The organism is Flagellimonas onchidii (genome assembly GCF_004804315.1).
Classification (GTDB): Bacteria; Bacteroidota; Bacteroidia; order Flavobacteriales; family Flavobacteriaceae; genus Flagellimonas; species Flagellimonas onchidii.
Window position 1 is genome coordinate 40072 of sequence record NZ_SRXX01000006.1, and the last position, 17654, is coordinate 57725.

Annotated in this window: 18 protein-coding genes; 14 read left to right on the forward strand and 4 right to left on the reverse strand. The window is 39.4% G+C overall.

Annotated features, from left to right (window positions below):
* Window positions 1–11: 11 nt before the first annotated feature.
* Window positions 12–3233 carry a SusC/RagA family TonB-linked outer membrane protein gene (locus E4661_RS07875; RefSeq protein ID WP_136466286.1) on the forward strand — a complete coding sequence of 1074 codons (3222 nt, stop codon included), beginning with the start codon at window positions 12–14 and terminating at the stop codon, window positions 3231–3233.
* Window positions 3234–3238: 5 nt separating this feature from the next.
* Complete coding sequence (locus E4661_RS07880) at window positions 3239–4669, forward strand: SusD/RagB family nutrient-binding outer membrane lipoprotein (protein ID WP_168796348.1); 1431 nt, start codon at window positions 3239–3241, stop codon at window positions 4667–4669.
* A 29-nt stretch (window positions 4670–4698) separates the two neighbouring features.
* Here E4661_RS07880 and E4661_RS07885 read toward each other — a convergent pair whose 3' ends face one another.
* From E4661_RS07885 to E4661_RS07900, 4 genes are all read right to left on the reverse strand, one after another.
* Entirely contained in the window at window positions 4699–5208 is a 510-nt protein-coding gene (locus E4661_RS07885) for a DinB family protein (protein ID WP_136466288.1), read from the reverse strand.
* 10 nt (window positions 5209–5218) lie between these two features.
* Window positions 5219–5530 carry a rhodanese-like domain-containing protein gene (locus E4661_RS07890; RefSeq protein ID WP_136466289.1) on the reverse strand — a complete coding sequence of 104 codons (312 nt, stop codon included), beginning with the start codon at window positions 5528–5530 and terminating at the stop codon, window positions 5219–5221.
* A gap of 74 nt (window positions 5531–5604) precedes the next feature.
* On the reverse strand, window positions 5605–6222 hold the full coding sequence (locus E4661_RS07895) for a thioredoxin family protein (RefSeq protein WP_136466290.1): 618 nt from the start codon (window positions 6220–6222) through the stop codon (window positions 5605–5607).
* Window positions 6223–6226: 4 nt separating this feature from the next.
* Window positions 6227–6784 (reverse strand): TlpA family protein disulfide reductase, encoded by a 558-nt coding sequence (locus tag E4661_RS07900; RefSeq protein WP_136466291.1) that lies wholly within the window; start codon window positions 6782–6784, stop codon window positions 6227–6229.
* A gap of 132 nt (window positions 6785–6916) precedes the next feature.
* Between E4661_RS07900 and E4661_RS07905 the strand changes: the two genes are divergently transcribed.
* The 12 genes from E4661_RS07905 (at window position 6917) to trpA (ending at window position 17636) form a co-directional block, all read left to right on the forward strand.
* Complete coding sequence (locus E4661_RS07905; RefSeq protein ID WP_136466292.1) at window positions 6917–7363, forward strand: MarR family winged helix-turn-helix transcriptional regulator; 447 nt, start codon at window positions 6917–6919, stop codon at window positions 7361–7363.
* Window position 7364: 1 nt separating this feature from the next.
* On the forward strand, window positions 7365–7997 hold the full coding sequence (locus E4661_RS07910; protein WP_136466293.1) for an NAD(P)H-dependent oxidoreductase: 633 nt from the start codon (window positions 7365–7367) through the stop codon (window positions 7995–7997).
* Between the two features lie 38 nt (window positions 7998–8035).
* Complete coding sequence (locus tag E4661_RS07915) at window positions 8036–8608, forward strand: YceI family protein (RefSeq protein WP_136466294.1); 573 nt, start codon at window positions 8036–8038, stop codon at window positions 8606–8608.
* A 309-nt stretch (window positions 8609–8917) separates the two neighbouring features.
* Window positions 8918–10690: an Ig-like domain-containing protein gene (locus E4661_RS07920; RefSeq protein ID WP_136466295.1), complete on the forward strand. Its 1773-nt coding sequence runs from the start codon at window positions 8918–8920 to the stop codon at window positions 10688–10690.
* A gap of 203 nt (window positions 10691–10893) precedes the next feature.
* The gene (locus tag E4661_RS07925; RefSeq protein WP_136466296.1) at window positions 10894–12291 is read left to right on the forward strand and encodes an anthranilate synthase component I family protein; all 1398 of its coding nucleotides are present in this window, start codon (window positions 10894–10896) and stop codon (window positions 12289–12291) included.
* A 1-nt stretch (window position 12292) separates the two neighbouring features.
* A complete protein-coding gene (locus tag E4661_RS07930) occupies window positions 12293–12865 on the forward strand; it encodes an anthranilate synthase component II (protein ID WP_136466297.1) in 573 nt (190 codons plus the stop codon).
* Window positions 12866–12913: 48 nt separating this feature from the next.
* Window positions 12914–13270, forward strand: coding sequence for a four helix bundle protein (locus E4661_RS07935; RefSeq protein ID WP_136466298.1), 357 nt, complete (start codon window positions 12914–12916; stop codon window positions 13268–13270).
* A gap of 26 nt (window positions 13271–13296) precedes the next feature.
* Complete coding sequence (gene trpD / locus E4661_RS07940) at window positions 13297–14289, forward strand: anthranilate phosphoribosyltransferase (RefSeq protein ID WP_136466299.1); 993 nt, start codon at window positions 13297–13299, stop codon at window positions 14287–14289.
* The gene (trpC, locus tag E4661_RS07945) at window positions 14289–15074 is read left to right on the forward strand and encodes an indole-3-glycerol phosphate synthase TrpC (protein ID WP_136466300.1); all 786 of its coding nucleotides are present in this window, start codon (window positions 14289–14291) and stop codon (window positions 15072–15074) included. The genes trpD and trpC overlap by 1 nt, the downstream gene beginning before the upstream one ends.
* The gene (locus E4661_RS07950; RefSeq protein WP_136466301.1) at window positions 15071–15700 is read left to right on the forward strand and encodes a phosphoribosylanthranilate isomerase; all 630 of its coding nucleotides are present in this window, start codon (window positions 15071–15073) and stop codon (window positions 15698–15700) included. Before trpC ends, E4661_RS07950 begins: the two co-directional genes overlap by 4 nt.
* A complete protein-coding gene (trpB, locus tag E4661_RS07955) occupies window positions 15697–16878 on the forward strand; it encodes a tryptophan synthase subunit beta (RefSeq protein ID WP_136466302.1) in 1182 nt (393 codons plus the stop codon). Before E4661_RS07950 ends, trpB begins: the two co-directional genes overlap by 4 nt.
* On the forward strand, window positions 16875–17636 hold the full coding sequence (gene trpA, locus E4661_RS07960) for a tryptophan synthase subunit alpha (protein ID WP_136466303.1): 762 nt from the start codon (window positions 16875–16877) through the stop codon (window positions 17634–17636). Before trpB ends, trpA begins: the two co-directional genes overlap by 4 nt.
* Window positions 17637–17654: the final 18 nt, after the last annotated feature.

Consider the following 17654-nt stretch of genomic DNA (forward strand, 5'->3'; position numbering starts at 1 on the left):
TAACCTACATTATGAACAAACTACTCAAAAGAATACCCTTGTCATTTATTTTATTGGCAAGCACAATCCATGCTCAAAGGACCATAACCGGCACCGTAAGCGATGATTTTGACATATTGCCCGGAGCAACAATACTTGTAAAAGGAACAAATCAAGGAACTACTACAGACTTTGATGGAAAATATTCCATTGAAGTTCCTGGCGACAATGTCGTTCTGGTATTCACCTATCTTGGATACAAAGACAAAGAGATAGAGGTAGGTGACAAAATCTTGATAAATGTACTATTGGAAGAAGATGCCCAAGCTCTTGATGAGGTGGTGGTAAACGCTTTAGGTATAGAAGTTGACAAAAAAACACTCGGCTCTACAGTTTCCAAGATCAAGGCTGAAGATATGGCCACTTCAGGAGAGGTAAATATTATCAATGCCCTGCAGGCCAAAGCTTCAGGTGTTAGAATAGCTCGTTCTAACGGAGATCCAGGAGCGGGCTCCAATATCCAAATTCGGGGAGCAAATACCATTTCGGGCAGTACACAGCCCTTAATTATCCTAGATGGTGTGCCTATTAGCAATGATAATGAAAATGGCAGTAACGATCCAGATGCCGGAACATCCCAGCAATCCAGAATGAATGATATCAACGAAGATGACATCGAATCAATAGACATCTTAAAAGGGGCGTCTGCAGCTGCCATTTGGGGTTCACAAGCTGCCAATGGGGTAATTGTTATAACAACCAAAAGAGGTAGAGATACAGGAAAACTAAATGTAGAGTACAAAACAACCATTTATATAGACAAAATAGCTAATCTTCACCCCCTACAAACCACCTATGGGCAAGGTAGAGATGGAGTTTATGTAAACGACACCAATATCTCATGGGGAGATAGAATAGCATCTCGACCAGGTGGAGCCGACGAGTTCTATACAAAAGATGAAGAAGGCTTTTATACCGATCAAAATGGTATTGAGTGGTTATTGGTCAAATCCAAAAATTCCAGACAAACCTTTATAGAAAGCAATATGGATAAAGTTTTTCGGGAAGCCTTTTCGCAAAAACACAACCTTAGTATAAACAACGCCAATGAAAATGGCCGATATCGTTTTAGTTTGGCTTCGGTGAATCAACAAGGGGTTATTAAAACGAGTGACTACAAAAGAATAAATTTAGGATTTAGCGGAAAATACAAGTTCAACGATAAACTAGATGTATATTTCCGAACAAGATACACCAATACCAAATCCAATCGAATACAACAAAGTTCTAATACTGCTGGCCTGCTGCTAGGTCTGTTGAGGAACGCTCCAGACTTTGACATTTCAGGATATACAGGAACATACACCAATGAGGATGGAGAGCAAAGCATAAACAGGCACCGTTCATACAGAAATCCAATAGGAGCAAGTACAAATCCCGGCTACAACAATCCGCTATGGACACTATATCGACAAAAAAGCCCTAATGTAGTCGATAGAATTATCGCTTCGGCAGATTTTAATTACAAGTATAACAAGTGGCTTCGATTTAAGTTCAGAGGCAGTTATGATTCCTATTTTGATGAAAGAAGATACTTTTTCCCAATCCATACAGCCGGAAGAGGCACGGGAAGGTTCAACCTGGATAACATTAACAACAGAGTAGTAAACTTCGATTTCATTGCAAGAACCCGAAATCTAAAAATCAGTAAAAAACTGAAAGGAAATCTTTTAGTCGGGTATAATTTCAATGACAGAAACAGAAAATCGGTTTACAATCAAGGAAGCAATTTTTTGGTAGATTCAGAGAAGCAAGTTTTCTCAAATTCTGCCCAAATTGAAACACCTAGGCATTTTATCACCCAAAGACAAAAATTCAGGCTTTATTACGCAGGCGGCCTTAACTACGCAGATCAATTATTTTTAAACACCTCGGGGGCGGTTGAACAGGCTTCAACCGTGAACGGGGCGTTCTTTTATCCTTCCGTAGACATTTCTTGGATTTTTACCGAGTTAGAAGGGCTGAACAACAGTTTAATACTAAGCTCAGGAAAATTGCGATTGGGTGTTGGCCAAGTGGGTGTAGAACCAAGAGCCCATAGAGCGCAAACTTCATACGAAACCCCTACTTACTCTGATTACTCCGATCCTTTAAGTCTCGAAGATTTTGGTGGAGGATTCAGAGTAAACAACAATCTAGGAAATCCCAATTTAAAACCAGAAATCAAAACAGAATATGAAGTTGGACTGGACTTGACGTTTTTCGATAATAGACTTTCCTTGAACGGCACATATTATTATAATAAAGTAGTAGACATACTTATTCCGATACCAAAATCGCCTAGTACTGGTGCTGATGATATTTATGGAAACGGAGCCAGTTTGGAAAATAAGGGCCTAGAGTTCGATTTTAAATATGACTTTATAAAAAACAACAGAGGATTGAAAGCATCTATTTATGGTAATTTCAACAATAATAAAAACAAGGTACTCTCAATTTTGGGGTCAACCTCCATATCACTAACGGGTAATTCAATCAGCTCAAGAGCAATTGTCGGATACCCAATGGGCACTTTATGGGGTTCAAAAGCCTTAAGAAATTCAGATGGCACGTTCGATTTGGATGAAAATGGATTTCCACAACTTGATCCTGAACAAGGTGTTTTGGGCGACCCCAATCCAGAATGGAGAGGCGGAATTGGATTACGAATCAATTATAGGAGTTTCTTCTTTAATACACTGTTCGAACACTCTCAAGGAGGTGTTTTTGCAGAAAGAACCCGTTTCATTCTGCGAAACTTCGGTACACATGCCGATGTAGGATATACGGTAACACCATCAGTTGATTTAATAGATAGAGCTGGAATTATCCACCCGGCCGGAACACCTGTTCGAGGAAACATCAGGGATTTTGGTGCAGGGCCAGTGCTACTGAACGAATCATACTATTCAACCATTGGAGGTGGTTTTGGTTCCTCCGTTATCAATGAATTTGCAATTAACCAAGATGCCACCTGGACTCGTTTAAGCGAACTCACAATGGGGTACACTCTTAACTCTGAAAGATTTCGCGAAAAAACAAAATTGTCATCAATTTCTTTTACCTTAACAGGAAGGAATCTGTTTTTATGGACCGATATCTTAGGAATAGACCCACAAACAAACCAGACCGGGGTAGGCAATGGTTTTGGCATAGATTATTTTACAAATCCAGCCTCAAAAACATATTCTTTCACACTGGAAATCAAATATTAAAACTTATGAAAACAAAAACTTATATCGGAATATTTTTTGCTTTCCTCATGTTTTCATGCGATGAATCATTTGAAGAGCTAAACCGTAACCCAAATGCCATAACCGCTGATGAGTTGATTCCTCCAAACTTGCTCATCAAAGGAACCATGCTGGCCGATATTGCCATGAACGTAAGTCACCTCCAACGTATTTCAGGAATGTGGTCTGGTCAATATAGGGGCGAACTGGCACTTTACTTAGGCATATACAATTATGATATATCCTCTGAAGAATCCAATAGTGCATGGGGCTATCTGTATAATGGCATTATCAGACAAAACAGACAAATGACCAAATTCTATGATTTAAATGGAATCAATGGAGAAGGAATGCTCATAACCGCAATTACGAGGATAATTGAAGCACATGCAGCCGGAACGGCGACTGCAATTTGGGGAGATATTCCTTATTCCGAAGCAGTATTGGGAATAGAAGATCCAAAATTTGACCAACAAGTTGAAGTCTATGAATCTTTACAAACCCTTTTGGATGAAGCCATTATCTTATTGGAAAGTGATAACACCGAGGATGACCTAGAAGAGGATATTTTCTTTGGAGGAGATAAAGAAAAATGGAAACAAACAGCATATACCTTAAAAGCTAGATATTATTTACAGACAAGACAATATAATTTGGCACACGAAGCCGCGCAAAATGGTATTTCGGAACACGAGGGAACCATGAGATTTATACCATTGTCAAGTGGAACATTTGGCACTGAAAACTTATTATACAGATTTATGATAGGTAGCAGAACGGGATATCTAAGTGCCTCCGACACCTACTGTAGAAACCTATTAAGCACCAATTCTGGTAATAGGAATAATGCTAAAACAGATGAAAAAGCTAGGAGAAATTTTTTAAATGCTGGAGGCAAATCAGGCAGTCGTGCAACAAACATTATAAACGGTGAATTTACTCCCATGAATTTGGTAAGCTATCAGGAAAACTTGTTGATTTTAGCAGAAACAGCTACAAGAACCATCTCTTTTGAAGAGGGGCTTGCTCAGCTTAATTTGGTAAGGGAGTTTTTGGAATCTGAAGATTCTTTTGACCTGAGATTCTCTTCAGATGAAGACAATAAAATCTATGAACCTTATGAAGCTGTTGATTTTGAAAATGGAGGGATGGAAAACGAAGATGGTATTGATCCAACCAGGGCCCTATTGCGTGAAATAATAGAAGAGCGCTATGTAACTGGTTTTGGCACATTTATTCCTTGGAACGATTTAAGGCGTTTACGCACTGAAGAAGATATTGTTGTTCCAGTACCTTTTAACAGATTAGGAATTTCAATACATCCACAACGTTTTATAATATCCCAAAATGAGTTGAACTCCAATACCAATGCCCCTAATGGATTATCAATTTTTGACCCTACTCCTATTAATCAATAAAAAGAATGATCATTAAATTGGAAAACCAATCACCATTTCCCGGCATAGGCTAATGAATCTCCGGAACTTTCCAGAAGATAGGCGCGCCTAATCCTATTCACCTGCCTTATATGCAGATAATCATGGGCTAACCAACTATTTAAAAAGGATCGTGCGGTAATTGGACCTAAATCAGGATGATCAACGGCATTTTCCCATTTTGGGTTGGACAATCCTCTTAACCAAGCTATTGAGTTTTGACGTTCTTGATGCCATCGTTCAACCGATGATTCAAAATTTTGACCCCTGTAATTTCGGGAAATAGCCCAACCGGGTGGATCAATGGGAATCAAAGGTTTCTCTGGAGTGTTCAGCGCATGGTTGATGCGAATCCTGAAATCCTCGACTTCCTCATCAATTAAATGACAAACGATTTCAAGTATGCTCCAATCCTTTGGATTGACTTTCCACTTAACAAATTCGGAAGGCAATCCTTGGAATATTCCAAGAAACACCTTCCGATTTCTTTCAAGTTCATTTATGACATTGGAAACATCCACGGCATAGAATTTATTCTGCTACTTCACCTTCCCAATTCATGAAACCTCCTTCGAGGTTATAGGTATTTTCAATGCCAACACTATTCATTATGGCACAGGCTTGGGCACTTCGGTTACCTGATCGGCAGTAAACGTAGTAGTTCTTAGACTTATCGAGCTTCTCAATTTCGTCTAAAAACTCCTGCCCTAAATAAATATCTATGTTGGTTGCTCTGGGAATATAACCCTCTTCTACTTCCACTGGTGTTCTTACATCGAGGATGAAGGCGTTGGTGTCATTTTCCAATTGTTCTTCCCATTCTTCTTGTGATAAATCTGACATCTTTAAAAGTTTAAGTTTAGCAAAAATAAAAATCCGGAGCATTACCCCGGATTTAAACATGCGTAATTTTCCTTTTAAGTTTTTATAGTACATCCTATGGCCCTAGTCTTGGTAACTTTTATCTCTTTTCTGGCCAACATGGCGTCCACTGCATTTTCTACGTATTTCTCGTCTACTTTAGATGCGCTTTGGTAATTATCATCGATGGCTCCAATATATCTGACAACGTTTCCATTCGCTGTTTTTTCCAACAGAAAAACATGGGGCGTCCTTGTAGCTCCATATTGCGGATAAACGGTTTGTCCTTCATCTAGTAAATAAGGAAAAGTGAATCCTTTTTCGGCTGCTCGAGTTTTCATTTTGGCAAAGCTATCACCAGGTTTCTTTGAAGGATTGTTGGGATTAATGGCGATAACTGGTACTCCTTTTGACTTATATTTTGCATCCAGAGCATTGATTCTGTCTTCATACGTCACAGAATATGGGCACGTATTACACGTAAAAATCACTAAAAAACCTTTGGCTTCGTTGTAATCTGAAAGGGAAACCATGGAACCGTCCACATTTTTTAAGGAGAAATCCGTTGCAATATCCCCAATAGCATACCCCTCATATTTCGAGGTTAAGTTTCCAGAGAAAGCTCCCAGCGTAACCACCAGAGCGATCAGTCCAAAGATTTTAAGCGTTTTCATGTCATCAGTTTATAAATTTATTCAGTTCGTCATTCAATTCGTCGTAGGTAAAACCACGTTCGTAAAAACTTCGTTTGTTCTTATTATAAATTAAGGTAGCAGGTATACCCCCACCCCATGCTTCGTCAATTTTAGGAATCCACTCATTTTGTTTTGGGTCATCCAAAATCACCACCTTTCCCTTAAGTCCTTTCTTTTCCACAAAGGGCTCCAATCGTGTTTTCCACATCGAAGGCATGTCCAGACTCACCAACACCAGCTCTACATTATTACCTTTTTGCTCTTCATAAACTTTTTCGAAATATGGAAGTTCCTCAATACAAGGCTTGCACCAAGTTGCCCAAAAATTGATAATATAGGTTTTGCCATCATCCTTATATAAAAGCGGTTTCAAACCTTCATAATCATATACAGGAAATTTTACCGGATCATTTTCATCCATTTGCACTCCCGCATGGGCCACTTCTTTATGGGTTTGGGCAGTTTCCTTACTCTTTGATTTCTCTCCGCAGCCCACCATCAATAAAATGGAACAAGACCACAAAAACAACAAGTGCTTCATTATCTGGTATTTACAAATTAAAATTAACCAATGTAGTTCCCTTGGAACTGTTTTTAACAAAAATTTATCTGTTAAAGCTAGGTGCGAAGTTAATTATAGATATACATTTGTATATACAATTATTGTATCAACATGAATGTAGAGGAAATTATAAAAACAGAAAAGAAGCTTCCTTTAAAAATGAGGACCATGATTCATTTTGCCTTGGTCAGCAACAAAATTGTTGAGCAATTTGCCGCTGCCCTTAAGCCTTTTGAAATTTCCCAGCAACAATTTAATGTAATGCGGATTTTAAGGGGGCAAAAAGGTAAGCCCGCGAATTTGTCAACCATCAACGAACGCATGGTGACTAAAATGAGTAATACTACCCGATTGGTTGATAAATTGATTACCAAAGGTTATGTAGATCGGTCAGTGTGTCCATCTAACCGACGTAAGGTCGAAATTTTAATTACCGATGAAGGCAAAAAGGTTTTGGAAAAACTTGATGTCGTCATTAAAGAAACGGAAAACAAAATCCTTAAAGATTTTACCAATAAAGAATTGGAAGAACTGAACATATTATTAGATAAATTTTAAAATGAGCAATATCCTAGAAAATAGAACCTGGCGTTATGCCACCAAAAAATTCGATAGTACCAAAAGGGTGTCAGATGAAGATTTAGAGTTGTTATTGGAAGCGACCAGATTGAGCGCATCGTCATATGGATTACAACCTTACCACATTTTTGTAATTACCGATCAAGAGACAAAGGAAAAACTAAGACCTGTTTCGTGGGGGCAATCCCAAATTACGGATGCATCACACATCATTGTCTTTGCTAACGTAACCGATTTTGGGGAAGAGTTAATGGATGGGTATCTGGAAAATGTGAGTTCTACACGGAATATTCCAACGGAAGGACTCCAAGGTTATGGAGATTTTATGAAATCCAAACTATTAGAGCTACCCTTGGAAACCAAAAGCATTTGGGCCTCAAAGCAAGTCTATATTGCTTTTAGCAATATGATGCAGGCAGCAGCCGAGTTAAAAATTGATACCTGCCCCATGGAAGGCTTTCAGGCGGCAGCATACAACCAGATTCTAGGTTTGGAAGAAAAAGATCTTAATGCATCCGTTGTGCTAGCCGTGGGCTACCGTTCCGAAGAGGATGAAACACAACACTATGCCAAAGTAAGAAAATCAAAAGAAGAATTATTTACATATATATAAACCCTAATTATTTAAAAACGAAAATTAATTACACAATCATGAAAAAAACAGTTTTAAGCCTTGTATTGACCACTGTATTTGGACTTTCTGCAGTAGCAAATCCAATCGACGGTGTTAAGAAAGACATCAAAGCGGATAAAAGCACCGTAACTTGGAAAGCTTATAAGGTAGGTGGATCGCACACGGGAACCATTGATCTTAAATCAGGAGCGTTGGAGTTTGATGGTGACAAATTGGTAGGCGGAGAGTTTGTCGTGGACATGACCACTATCAATACAACTGACCTACAAGGTGACTATAAAAACAAATTGGATGGTCATTTAAGCTCTGATGATTTCTTTTCAACAGCTTCCAATCCAACAGCAAGCTTAGTTTTCACGGAAGTAAAAGGAAATGGAACAAACACTTACAAAGTTACCGGGAACCTTACCATAAAGGGAATTACCAAACCTGTTTCTTTCGAAGTTTCCATAAATGGTGATAAGGCAACCGCTAATTTGAAAGTTGACAGGATTAAATACGACATAAAATACAAGTCCGGTATTATTGGTACCGCAAAGGACAAGTTGATACATGACAATTTTGACCTTGTGGTCGATTTGCAGATGTAATCAGCTGAAGTTTAGTGTTTGGAAATCCCGCTTGAATTATTTTAGGCGGGATTTTTAAGTTATTAGCATTATGAAAGCACCTTAATCATTTGTTAGATATATCATCTTGCAACAATCATTTTTTTAGTATTTTTTGAACGCTTATATTCAGAAAGGTTAATATTCTGTTTCGACCGGCCTTTTCCATGATACTTCCCTGATTTTGTGAAATTTACTTTCTGTTTTCGACACGAAATCTATATATTTATACTACCTATTAATGCTAGAATATTTTCCGCCCCATAAAATATCCTACTAAAAAATTTTACCATGAAACAATTAGCAAAAAATCGCTTGGTTTTTTTTGTTGTCCCTATGGCATTACTCCTTGCCTGTAGTAGCAATGAAGACAACAATGCAAACCACCTAGCAGAAATTAGACTGAACAAATCAGTTTTAGGAATTATTGTAGGAGAAACCTACACATTATCAGTAACTTCTCCATCAGACAACTACAACATTGAATGGAGCAGTAATAAAACAGATATTGCCTCAGTAGACTCACAAGGCATTGTAACCGGGCTTTCCGAAGGAACCGCTGTTATAACGTCAAAAATAGGAGACTCTAGGGCCATTTGCACAGTGGTCATAAGAAAAAAAACATACGATTTAGAACTGAACCAAGACAACCTTAGGTTATATCCATATCCTGAATATGCCCAAACTTTAGAAGTGCTTACTGATTTAGAAGGTAATGAGGTTATTTGGGAGAGTAGTGACCAAAGTATTGTTACGGTCGATCAAAACGGGAATGTAACCCCAATAGCCATTGGAGAAACCACTGTAACGGCCAAATTTGATGATTTTTTTGTTGAATGTTTTGTTGAAGTGGTAGAAGGGCCGGTAACCCATATTGAACTTAATAAGACAGGGGTCGTTATGAAAACCTTCAAAACAGACCAATTATCCATTGAGAACATAGAATCAGAATTGGAAGAAATAGGTTCCCCAATATGGGAGAGTAGCAATCCAGAAATAGTGAGTGTGGACAATCAAGGGAAACTTACCAGTTACGGACAAGAAGGTGACGTTACCATATCTGTAACGATTGATAACCTAACCGTTGAAGTTATAGTCACGGTTACACCCGCAACTATTTATGTTGTGGGGTGGGACAATGGAAAAAAAGCCATGCTTTGGAAGAATGGCGAAGAAATTTCCCTAAATGAAGGGGAAAGTGAGGCAGAGTCGGTTCATGTAACGGATGGCGGAGATGTTTATATCTCAGGACATGTGGGTTCTAGTAATAACAGAACCGTAACAGTATGGGACGGCACTGGCGCGGAATTGCATACTCTTACGGATGGAAATAGAGATGCCCGAGGTAAAGGAGTACTCTACAACGATGGCACCAACACTATATATACTGTTGGATATGAGGACGATGCACAAGGGGATAAAATTGCCAAAATATGGCAAGATGATCAAATTCTATATGAACTCACCAATGGTAGCGAAGACGCCCTAGCTGACGACATCATTCCACACTCTGGAAGCCTTTACTCTGTCGGTTATGAAAGGAACTCTATGACCAACAAGTTGGAGGCTACGGTATGGCAAGATAATATGAAGTTATATACACTGACCGACAGCGGATTCGAATCACGGGTTTATGCAGGGGAATTCATTGACAATGATATCTATACTGCAGGTTATGAAAGAAATCCAGATTCAGATATCGGTCGTATTGCCAAGGTTTGGATAAATGATGAAGAACTGTATGTTTATTCAAACAAAACTAGGGCATATGATATGTATGTTTACAATGGTGACATATATGTTGCTGGCCGTGATGATGAGATAGGACCCGACACTGCAATTATTTGGCGGAACGGGAACGTATTGTATGAACTTACCGATGGGAATAATAATGCAACTGCTTATTCAGTGTACGTTACAGAGAATGGAGATATATATGCCTCGGGCTCTGAAGAAGATGGGAACGGGAACGAAGTGGCCAAAATATGGAAGAACGGAGAAGAACATCTTACATTAAGTGATGGTAGCACAGATGCCCGTGGACTATCTATTGTTGTAAAATAAAATCTAGAATTGTATTAATTGCTTTTATTGAGTTAAAAATTGGTTTGTTTTATTTTCCTTTCTATATTTGATGCAATGAAATTTAGAACAGTAAATACTTGGTGGTGGATCAACTTACGTCAAACGTCGTGAGCTAGTCCCCATTGTAATCATATAGAGGCTTGTCATCACGACAGGCCTTTTTTAATTTATCACTATTTGATATGGTTTATGAACTAAAAACACATTACAAACAAATTCTGGCCGATACCATTACCCCAGTCAGTGTTTATCTTAAAATCAGGGACAAATTCCCGAACAGCATTCTTTTGGAAAGTAGCGACTACCATGCCAACGATAACAGCTTTTCATACATCTGCTGCAACCCGATTGCTTCGATTAAGGTTGAAAACGAAGTAATTACACAACGATTCCCTGATGGCACAAAAGAGGAATTAGCTATTACCCCTGAGGTAGATGTTACGGATGTCATCCATCAATTCGGGCAAAAATTTTCTGTCCCAAGTAATGGTTTTAAGTTCATTAACAACGGACTCTTCGGATATATGGCTTACGATGCTGTACGGTATTATGAAGATGTGGAAATTTCTAAAAAGGAAGATTCGGTTCAAATTCCAGATATCTATTATGCGGTATACCAAAACATCATTGCTATAAACCATTTCAAAAATGAGGCTTATCTGTTTGCACACTGTTACCAGAGTGAAAGCAATGTTGATGAGATTGCACAGTTATTCAATGTGCGGAATTTCGCTTCGTATAACTTTTCAAAGGATGGTGAACCTATTTCCAACCTAAAGGATGAGGAATACAAAGAGCATGTGGCCTTGGCCAAAAAACATTGTCAACGGGGTGATGTTTTCCAGCTAGTACTATCTCGAAGATTCTCACAAGGGTTCAAGGGAGACGAATTTAATGTATACAGGGCACTTCGTTCCATCAATCCATCTCCTTACCTATTCTATTTTGACTATGGAGATTTCAAGATTTTTGGGAGCTCTCCAGAAGCTCAATTGATTGTTAAAGATGGTAAGGCTGAGATACATCCTATTGCTGGAACCTATAAAAGAACCGGAAATGATGAGCAAGATGCCGAGCTGGCTAAAAAACTGGCACAAGATGATAAGGAAAATGCCGAGCATGTAATGTTGGTGGATCTAGCCAGAAATGATCTCAGCAGAAATGGAAATACCGTAAATGTTGAAACCTACCGTGAAGTTCAATATTTCTCCCACGTGATTCACCTGGTGTCCAAAGTAACCGGACTAAAGAAAAAAGACAGTCCAACCATGAAAGTGGTTGCAGACACCTTCCCAGCCGGAACCTTGAGCGGTGCTCCAAAACACATGGCGATGCAACTGATTGAGAAATACGAAAAAACCAGTCGTGCGTACTACGGAGGCGCCATTGGGTTTATGGATTTTAAGGGCAATTTTAACCATGCCATTATGATCCGGACTTTTTTGAGTAAAAATCATCAATTGCATTATCAAGCCGGAGCAGGCTTGGTAGCAGCTTCCGATCCAGAAGCCGAATTACAAGAAACCTATAACAAATTGGGCGCGTTGAACAAGGCGCTGGAAATTGCAGAAACGATCTAAAATGGGAAGAAAGATTCTAATGATAGACAATTACGATAGCTTCACCTATAACCTAGTGCACTATTTAGAGGATTTAGATTGCGATGTTACCGTAAAACGAAACGATCAACTGACCTTGAAAGATGTTGAAGCTTTTGAAGAAATCGTATTGTCGCCCGGACCTGGAATCCCGGATGAAGCAGGTTTGCTCAAGGAAATTATCGAAACCTATGCCCCTACCAAACGGATATTGGGTGTTTGTTTGGGGCAGCAGGCCATCGGTGAAGTTTTCGGAGGAACCTTGGTGAACTTGGACCAAGTGTACCATGGGGTAGCTACCACAATCTCCGTGACAAAAGAAGATATCATTTTTGAAGGTTTACCCGAGCAGATTCAGGTAGGTCGATACCACTCTTGGGTGGTCCATCCTGATTTACCGGAAAGCTTGGAGGCTACCTCCGTGGATGAAAACGGACAAATTATGTCCTTAAAGCATAAAACATACGACGTAACCGCAGTGCAGTTTCATCCCGAATCTGTATTGACTCCAGAAGGAAAACAAATGCTAAAAAATTGGCTCGCTAAAAGAGGTTAGACAGTAGACTTTAGATATGAAAATATTACGTTAAAAATATTGAATTCAATGAACAATCATAGAGAACTTATTGTTTGGCAAAAATCCATGTTACTTGTGGAATTAGTTTATGAATTGTCGGCTTTATTTCCAGATGAGGAAAAGTATAGTTTAACAAATCAGGTTAGACGAAGTGCAGTTTCAATTCCATCAAATATTGCAGAGGGAGCGGGTAGAAATTCAAAAAAAGAGTTTAGAAACTTTCTTGGAATTGCCAATGGGTCTCTCAATGAGCTGAATACTCAATTGGAATTATCAAAACGGCTAGGATTTGTCAGTGATGAAGTGATGAAGAAAATTTTTGACTTAGGAGATGAAGTTCAAAAAATGATATATACCCTAATCAATAAATTCTCTAATATCTAAACTCTAACATCTCAAATCTATCTATTATGAAAGAGACACTCAACAGGTTGATAAACCACGAAATCTTGTCCAAGGCTGATGCCAAGCAAATCTTGGTCAACATTGCCAAGGGAGACTATAATACCTCACAGATTGCAGCTTTTTTAACCGTCTACATGATGCGAAGCATCACCATTGAGGAGTTGGAAGGCTTCCGTGATGCGCTTTTAGAGCTTTGCCTCGCAGTAGACCTTGCGGAGTTCAATCCTATTGATCTTTGCGGCACAGGAGGGGATGGCAAGGACACCTTCAACATTTCCACATTGGCATCTTTTGTAACTGCGGGAGCAGGAGTTAAAGTTACCAAGCACGGAAACTATGGAGTATCCTCAAAATGCGGGAGTAGTAATGTGATGGAGTTTTTAGGTATTAAATTCAGCAATGAAGCTGATTTTTTAAAGAAATCTATTGATGAAGCTGGGATTTGTGTACTACACGCTCCCTTGTTCCACCCAGCCATGAAAAATGTGGCTCCTATCCGAAGGGAATTGGCAGTAAAGACCTTCTTTAATATGTTGGGACCTATGGTGAATCCCGCCTTCCCTAAAAACCAGATGGTGGGGGTTTTCAATTTGGAATTGGCCCGAATGTACGGCTATCTCTATCAGAATACCGATAAAAACTTTACTGTACTCCATGCTTTGGATGGTTATGATGAAATTTCATTGACGGGAAATACTAAGACCATTTCCAATAATTCTGAAGGTATTTTGTCGCCCGTTGATTTTGGTGTAAAACGCATTACCCAAGCCGAGATTACAGGAGGGGATGATATCGCCCAATCTGCCCAAATATTCATGGACATTTTGCAGGGAAAAGGTAGCGAGGCCCAAAACAATGTGGTCTGCGCCAATGCTGGTGTGGCGATTGCAACTGTAAATGACATCACTCCAAAAGAAGGATTTGAAAAAGCAAAAGAATCGCTTATGGGTGGAAAAGGATTGGAAACATTGAAAAAACTTCAAAAGCTTAGTGCTTAATGAACATATTAGACAAAATAGTGGCCGATAAACGCAAAGAGGTCGATTTAAGAAAATCGCTGATTCCCATTTCACAATTGGAGCAATCAGTTCTTTTTGAAAGAAAAAGTCCTTCTTTGGCCGATGCTTTGCGAGAGAGCAATACCGGAATCATCGCAGAACATAAAAGACGATCACCCTCCAAATCCGTCATCAATCAAAGTTTGAATGTTCAGGATGTGGCCAAAGGCTATGAAGATGCTGGAGTATGTGGAATGTCTGTTTTAACCGACGGCAAATATTTTGGAGGTTCGTTGGATGACCTATTACTTGCTAGGTCGGCAGCTAATATTCCTTTGCTAAGAAAGGAATTCATCATAGATGCATATCAAATTTTGGAGGCCAAAGCGTATGGCGCAGATGTAATCTTGCTGATTGCCGCAATCTTGAACAGGGATGAAATCAAAACGCTTTCTGAAACGGCTAAAAGTTTAGGATTGGATGTACTTCTTGAAGTTCATAATGAAGAAGAACTGCATAAATCCATCGTGCCGAGTTTGGACATGTTAGGAGTCAACAATCGAAATTTGAAAACCTTTGAGGTGAGCTTGGAAACCAGTAAGTCACTTTCGACCCAAATACCAGACGATTTTGTAAAAGTTTCGGAAAGTGGCATTAGTTCTATCGAAGCCATAAAGGATTTAAAGCAATACGGATATCAAGGCTTTCTAATTGGGGAGAACTTCATGAAAACGGACAACCCCGGGGAACATGCTGCCACATTCATAAAAAATCTGGAATCATGAAGTTGAAAGTCTGCGGCATGAACCATAATCCCAAGGAGGTAGCACAACTACAACCTGACTACATGGGCTTTATCTTCTGGGAACCTTCTTCACGATTTTTTAAGGGAGAGATGCCCACTTTATCAAAATCCATCAAAAACGTAGGCGTGTTTGTTAATGCTTCGCTGGAAGAAGTTTTGGAAAAAGCTCAAAAATATAATTTGGCTGCCGTTCAACTCCATGGTTCTGAAAGTCCAGAGTTTTGCAAAGACTTGCGTGAAAACACCCAGTCGCTTGATATCATCAAAGTTTTCTCCATTAAGGACGATTTCGATTTTTCCATTTTAAAGAGATACGAAGAGGTCTGCGACCATTATTTGTTTGATACTAAAGGAAAGCTTCCAGGAGGTAATGGATATACTTTTGATTGGTCCGTTTTGAATAATTACCCCTCCACAAAACCCTATTTTCTTAGCGGTGGAATTGGACTGGAAAGCGTTGAAAAACTGGAATCATTTATGAACAGTCCGACATCAAAATATTGCCATGTAATCGATGTCAACAGCAAGTTTGAAATAAAACCAGGACTGAAAGATATTGATCAACTAAAAAAATTTAAAAATAGACTAACCCAAGATACGATATGAGCTATCACGCGAATGAAAAAGGGTATTACGGAGAGTTTGGAGGTGCGTTCATCCCCGAAATGCTTTATCCGAATTGCGAGGAATTGCGACAAAAATATATCCAGATTATGGAGGAACCTTCCTTTAAGGAAGAATTCAATCAACTGCTAAAAGATTATGTGGGACGTCCCTCCCCACTCTATTTTGCGGAAAGATTATCCAAAAAATACAACGCAAAAATCTACCTGAAACGGGAAGATTTGAACCATACCGGTGCGCATAAGGTGAACAACACAATTGGGCAAATTCTTATGGCGAAGCGATTGGGCAAAAACCGAATCATAGCTGAGACAGGGGCAGGTCAGCATGGAGTCGCCACAGCTACGGTCTGTGCTCTTATGGGTATCGAATGTGTTGTCTACATGGGAGAGATTGATATTGCCCGGCAAGCTCCGAACGTTGCTCGAATGAAAATGTTGGGTGCTGAAGTTCACCCTGCGCTTTCTGGCAGTAAAACTTTAAAAGATGCTACGAACGAAGCTATTCGAGATTGGATCAATAATCCGGTGGACACGCACTATATTATTGGCTCTGTAGTCGGGCCTCATCCCTATCCCGATATGGTAGCCCGTTTTCAATCTGTGATTTCTGAAGAGATTAAAGCGCAATTGCTCGAAAAAGAAGGTCGTGAAAACCCTGATTATGTAGTGGCCTGTGTTGGTGGAGGAAGCAACGCTGCTGGGGCTTATTACCATTTCTTGGACACTTCAGAAGTAGGAATCATTGCCGTGGAAGCCGCTGGAAAAGGCATCCATTCAGGTGAAAGTGCGGCTACTTCAGCTTTAGGTAAAGTTGGAATTATTCATGGAAGCAAAACGCTATTAATGCAAACCGATGATGGTCAGATTACCGAACCCTACTCCATCTCAGCTGGATTGGATTATCCCGGAGTTGGACCATTACATGCGCATCTATTCAAATCAGGACGTGGAGAATTTATTTCGATAACTGATGACAATGCCATGAAAGCTGGAATGGAACTTTCTAAACTGGAAGGTATTATCCCTGCCATAGAATCGTCCCACGCTTTCGCCGTTTTGGACCAAAAGAAATTCGAACCCTCCGATGTTGTCGTCATCAATTTATCAGGAAGAGGCGATAAAGATTTACAGAATTACATTGACTATTTCAACCTATGAACAGAATCAATCAAAAATTACAAGAAGATAAAAAACTGCTTTCCATATACTTTACGGCAGGGTATCCGAATTTAAATGATACCGTTAAGGTTATCCAAGATTTGGAAAAAAGTGGAGTGGACTTAATTGAAATTGGCCTGCCGTTTAGCGATCCTTTGGCCGATGGTCCTACCATACAGGACAGTTCTACAGCTGCCTTAAACAATGGGATGCATACAGAATTGCTTTTTGAGCAACTCAAGGGCATCCGAAAAACGGTTTCTATTCCTTTGATCATTATGGGTTATTTCAATCCTGTACTGCAATATGGTGTGGAATCCTTCTGTCAAAAGTGTCAGGAGATTGGAATCGATGGCATTATTCTACCTGATTTACCTTTGGATGTGTATCAAGAAGAATACGAATCCATTTTCAAAAAATATGGACTGATCAATGTGTTTTTGATTACCCCGCAAACCAGTGATGACCGCATTAGTGCCATAGATCAAGCCTCGGACGGGTTTATTTACATGGTCAGTTCCGCAAGTACCACTGGAGCAAAAACAGGATTTGGAGAGATGCAAAAGGCCTACTTCGACCGAATTGCCGCCATGCAGTTGAAAAACCCACAAATTGTAGGTTTTGGAATCAGCAATTCACAAACCTTTAATCAAGCCACGGAAAAGGCAAAAGGTGCCATCATTGGTTCAGCCTTTATAAAACACCTTAGCCAACATGGAGCAGATAAAATAGCCGATTTTGTTACTGGAATTCGCTAAATTCGATTCTGTAACAAA